The 4969-nt window shown below is 66.0% G+C and carries 4 protein-coding genes and 3 pseudogenes; 2 read left to right on the plus strand and 5 right to left on the minus strand.

The window, feature by feature from the left end; translation table 11 throughout:
• From AD428_RS17820 to fdxA, 4 genes and pseudogenes are all read right to left on the minus strand, one after another.
• A pseudogene (locus tag AD428_RS17820) lies at positions 1–218 on the minus strand (RnfABCDGE type electron transport complex subunit B); the annotation flags it as partial.
• 88 nt (positions 219–306) lie between these two features.
• Positions 307–1532: pseudogene (locus tag AD428_RS17825) on the minus strand (polyhydroxyalkanoate depolymerase).
• A 221-nt stretch (positions 1533–1753) separates the two neighbouring features.
• Positions 1754–2530 (minus strand): ferredoxin--NADP reductase, encoded by a 777-nt coding sequence (locus AD428_RS17830; protein WP_053246067.1) that lies wholly within the window; start codon positions 2528–2530, stop codon positions 1754–1756.
• Between the two features lie 43 nt (positions 2531–2573).
• The gene (gene fdxA / locus AD428_RS17835) at positions 2574–2897 is read right to left on the minus strand and encodes a ferredoxin FdxA (protein ID WP_053246068.1); all 324 of its coding nucleotides are present in this window, start codon (positions 2895–2897) and stop codon (positions 2574–2576) included.
• A 24-nt stretch (positions 2898–2921) separates the two neighbouring features.
• Here fdxA and pncB point away from each other — a divergent pair, with 24 nt between their 5' ends.
• Positions 2922–4229, plus strand: coding sequence for a nicotinate phosphoribosyltransferase (pncB, locus tag AD428_RS17840; protein WP_369798780.1), 1308 nt, complete (start codon positions 2922–2924; stop codon positions 4227–4229).
• A 69-nt stretch (positions 4230–4298) separates the two neighbouring features.
• Complete coding sequence (locus AD428_RS17845) at positions 4299–4652, plus strand: RidA family protein (RefSeq protein WP_053246070.1); 354 nt, start codon at positions 4299–4301, stop codon at positions 4650–4652.
• Positions 4653–4839: 187 nt separating this feature from the next.
• Here AD428_RS17845 and AD428_RS17850 read toward each other — a convergent pair.
• Positions 4840–4969, minus strand: a pseudogene (locus AD428_RS17850) (flavodoxin family protein); the annotation flags it as partial.

Raw genomic sequence — 4969 nt, forward strand, 5'->3', positions numbered from 1 at the left:
GTTCGCCGCGGCTGGCGTCCAGCGGCAGCGCGGGCGTGCCGAGCAGGGCCGGACAGCGCGGCGATGCCCTCCTCGCCGCCCGGCGGGCAGCGGTTGATGGGCGCCTCGCCCGAGGCGATGGCTTGCGCGTAGGGCCGGCAGCCGTCGAAGCCGCACTTGGTGCACTGGGTCTGCGGCAGCAAGGCGTCGATGCGGTCGGCGAGGGAGGTACAGGACATGGAAATGCGGGGAAAGGCTCGTCGGGCGCCGGCAAAAAAAATGCCGGAAGCATCCGGCATTTTAGGACAGCGCCGCCGGGCGGCGTATTCAGGCGTGGCTGCGGATGAACTGGGCGATCTTGGGGCAGATCATCTCGCGCCAGCGGCGTCCCGAGAAAATGCCGTAATGGCCGCAGTTCGGCGCGGTGTAGTGCATCTTGCGCTCGGCGGGTATGCCCTTGCAGAGCTTGATGGCCGCGCGCGTCTGGCCCTGGCCGGAAATGTCGTCCAGCTCGCCCTCGATGGTGAAGAGGGCCGTGCCCTTGATGTCGGCCGGCCGGACGGGCTGGCCATCGACTTCCCAGGTGCCGTTCGGCAGTTGGAATTCCTGGAACACGATGCGGATGGTGTCGAGGTAGAACTCGGCCGGCATGTCGAGCACGGCGTTGTACTCGTCGTAGAAGCGGCGGTGCGCCTCGGCGTCGCTGTCGTCGCCGCGCAGCAGGTCGAGGTAGAAATCGTAGTGCGACTTCATGTGGCGGTCGGGTTCATGGCCATGAACCCCGCGTGCTGCAGAAAGCCCGGATACACCTTGCGTCCCGCGCCGGGGTAGCGGGCGGGCACCGGGTGGATCACCTGGTTCTCGAACCACGAATACGGCTTGGTGGTGGCCAGCCGGTTGACCTGGGTGGGAGACTGGCGCGGATCGATGGGGCCGCCCATCATGACCATGCTGCGCGGCAGGCAGGGGTCTTTGGCGGAGGCCATGAGCGACACCGCCGCCAGCACGGGCACGGTGGGCTGGCAGACGGACATCACGTGCACGTCCGGGCCCAGCAGGCGGATGAATTCCTGCACGTACCGCACGTAGTCGTCCAGATGGAAGGGGCCGGCCGACAGCGGAACCATGCGCGCATCCACCCAGTCGGTCACGTAGACGTCGTGCGCGGGCAGCAGCGCGCGCACCGTGTCGCGCAGCAGCGTGGCGTGGTGGCCCGACAGCGGCGCCACCAGCAGCACCTTGGGGTCGGAGGCGCTGGCCCGGCGCACGTCGCGCTGGAAGTGCACCAGCCGGCAGAACGGCTTGTCCATGGCCACGGCTTCGGTCACCCGCAGCTGCCTGCCGTCGATCTGCGTGGAGGGCAGGTTCCAGGCGGGTTTCTGGTATTCCTTGCCGATGCGGTGCATCAGCTCGCAGCCCGCGGCCATCTGGCGCGAGATCGGCGTATAGGCCAGGGGGCTGTAGGGGCTGGAGAACAGCTGGGATCCGGCGTCCGTGAATGCTGCGAACGGCGTCAGAAAAGCGCGCTGCATTTCGTGCAATTGGTACAGCATTTTCTAGATGTCCCTCGGGCTTGCGTGTGTCCCGATTATTGCGCCGGGAAGTATGGTTATTCCGAATTGGTCTGAAGAATCAGCCGGAAAACCCAGTCATCTGTTGCGAAAAAGCGACCCCCGAGTCCGTTTGGCCCCAGTTTATGGCGGGGCGCAAGCGTCGTCGCGGCATCCGATGGATGATTTATGGGCTAGGGCGGCGTTGCGCAAGCCCCGGGCGCCTACCAGTAGTTCTCGACCGCCAGGTTGCCGGGAATGCCCCGGCGGCCGGGCTTGAAACCCCGGTCGCCCAGCAGCTTGCGCGCGTCGGCCAGCATGGCCGGGTTGCCGCACAGCATGACCTTGGCCGTTTCGGCGTCCAGCGTCCTGCCGGCCAGGCGTTCCAGGCCGCCGTCGGCGATGAGCGTGGTGATGCGCGCCCGGGGCATGCCCGGCAGCGTCTCCCGCGTGGCGATGGGCAGGTAGACGAGCTGCGCGCCGCCCGGGCGCCCGCGCATGGCTTCGATTTCCGCGCGGTAGGCCAGTTCGGCCGCCGTGCGCACGCCATGCACCAGGATGATCCGTTCGTAGGACTGCCAGACCGCTTCGTCGCGCAGAATGGAAAGATAGGCGGACAGGCCCGTGCCGGAGGCGAGCAGCCAGAGGTCGCCCCCGGGCGCGAAGCGCTCGAGGGTCAGGAAACCGAAGGGCGTCTTGTCGATGTAGAGCGCGTCGCCGGGGGCGAGGCGCGCCATGCGGGGGCTGAATTCGCCCTCGGGAACCACGATGGAATAAAACTCCAGAGCGTTTTCGCCGGGCGCGGACACCATGGAATAGGCGCGCCACAGCGTGGGCGGGCCGTCGGGGGCTTCGGAGCCCGGCAGACCGACGCGGGCGAACTGGCCCGGCAGGAATTCGAATGCGCGGTCGCGCGTCACGCGCAGGGAAAACAGCTTGTCGGGCACCCAGGTATGGACGCTGGTGACGGTCTGGCGCGTATATTTGGTTTCGTCGGTCATCGGGTGTTGCGCAGGGCGGGCGGCGCGCCCGGCCCGGCGCGGGTCATTTTTCCAGGTATTGCAGCTTGTCCTGGACGCCGTTCCATTCGTCGGCGTCGGGCAGGGGTTTCTTGGCCCGGCTGATGGTGGGGAATTCCGGCGAGAGTTCCGCGTTGATGGCGATGAACTTGAGCTGGTCCTGCGGCACGTCTTCCTCGGCGTAGATCGCGTTGGCGGGGCATTCGGGGATGCACACCGCACAGTCGATGCATTCGTCGGGGTCGATCACCAGGAAGTTCGGCCCCTCGCGAAAACAGTCCACCGGGCACACGTCTACACAGTCGGTGTACTTGCACTTGATACAGTTTTCGGTGACTACGTGGGTCATGCGGAACTCCGGGTCGGCGGCTTTATGTATGTTTTGCCTTGGGATTTTACCCAATGCCGCAGGACTGCGCCCCGAATACCCGTGCTGTCAGCGTGGCCCGGCCTGCCGCGGGCCCGTGCCGCTGTGCTATGGTGTCGCGAAACGATACGCGCAACCATGATTATTACTTCGCTGCTCGATACCGATCTGTACAAATTCAGCATGATGCAGGTGGTGCTGCATCATTTTCCGGCTGCGCAGGTCGAGTACCGCTACAAGTGCCGCACGCCAGGCGTCAATCTGCGCCCCTACCTGGACGAGATCCGCGAGGAAATCCGCCAGCTGTGCCAACTGCGCTTCACCGACGACGAACTGCAGTATCTCGGCGGCCTGCGTTTCATCAAGAGCGATTTCGTCGATTTCCTCGGACTGTTTCACCTGCCCGAGCGCTGCATCCACGTGGGCGAGGGCGCGGAGCCGGGCGAGATATCCATCGAGGTGAAAGGCCCCTGGCTGCACACCATCCTGTTCGAGATCCCGGTGCTGGCCATCGTCAACGAGGTCTACTTCCGCAATACGCGCAAGAACCCCGACTGGGAAGAAGGCCGCAAGCGGCTGCAGTCCAAGATGCACCTGGTGCTCGACGATCCGGCGCTGGCCGATTTCCGGGTGGCGGAATACGGTACGCGGCGGCGCTTCTCCAAGGTGTGGCACGAAGAAGTCGTCTCCACCATGAAAGAGCAGATGGGTCCGCATTTCGCGGGCACGAGCAACGTGCTGCTGGCCAAGCGGCACGGCGTGCTGCCCCTGGGCACCATGGGCCACGAATACCTCCAGGCCTGCCAGGCGCTGGGGCCGCGCCTGCGCGACTCGCAGGTGTTCGCCCTCGAGGTCTGGGCCAAAGAGTACCGCGGCGATCTGGGCATCGCGCTGTCCGACGTGTACGGCATGGACGCCTTCCTGCGCGACTTCGACATGTATTTCTGCAAGCTCTTCGACGGCGCGCGCCACGACTCCGGCGATCCGTTCGTCTGGGGCGAGCGCCTGCTCGAGCACTACCGCAAGAACCGCGTCGATCCGCGCGCCAAGACCCTGGTGTTTTCCGATGCGCTGACGTTTCCGCGCGCCATCGAGCTGGCGCGGCAGTTCTCGGGGCGCTGCAAGGTGTCTTTCGGCATCGGCACCAATCTCACCAACGACCTGGGCCACGAGCCCCTGCAGATCGTCATGAAGATGGTCCGCTGCAACGGGCAGCCGGTGGCCAAGGTGTCCGACGCGCCCGAAAAGACCATGTGCGACGATCCGGCCTACCTGGCCTACCTGCGCCAGGTCTTCCAGCTGCCGCCCGCCTGAGCGCGGACGCGGTACAGTCCGATTTCGAGTTTTCTTTTCAACCATTCATCCGTTTCCGGGGGATTACCCATGAGCAGCATCAAGCGCGTCAACGTCGAAAAACGCCTGTCCGACATGGCCGTGTACAACGGCGTGGCCTACCTCGCCGGCCAGGTGCCCGATGACGCCTCGCTGGACATCACCGGCCAGACCGCCCAGGTGCTCGCCACCATCGACCGCCTGCTGGCCGAGGCCGGCACCGACAAGTCCAAGATCCTGATGGCCCAGATCTACGTCGCCAACATGAAGGAATTCGACGGCATGAACAAGGCCTGGGACGCCTGGGTGGCCGACGGCAACGCGCCGCCCCGCGCCACGGTCGAGGCCCGCCTGGCCAACCCGGACTACAAGGTCGAAATCGTGGTGACCGCCGCGGTCGCTTAAGAAGCGTCCGCTTGCCGAGGACCGTCCGTCAAGAAACGTCCGTTAAGAGCCGTCCGTTAAGAGCCATCCGTTAAGAGACGGCCATCGGGAGCCATGCGCCCGCCGACGCCTGGCGTCGGCACCCGTTCCTGCCCACGCCCGCCGGCCGCCGCGCCGGCGGGCGGTCGTTTTTCGGGAGGGGGATGTCCTACCCCTGCAGCAGCAACAGTCCGGCCAGCAGGCCGCCCAGTTCCTCGCAGCGCGCCAGCTCGGCCGCCGGCACGGTCTTGGGCGCCAGGATGGCCTGCGGCGTCTGGGCGTCGAGCCGCACGATGACC

The sequence above is a fragment of the Achromobacter sp. DMS1 genome, from assembly GCF_001270295.1.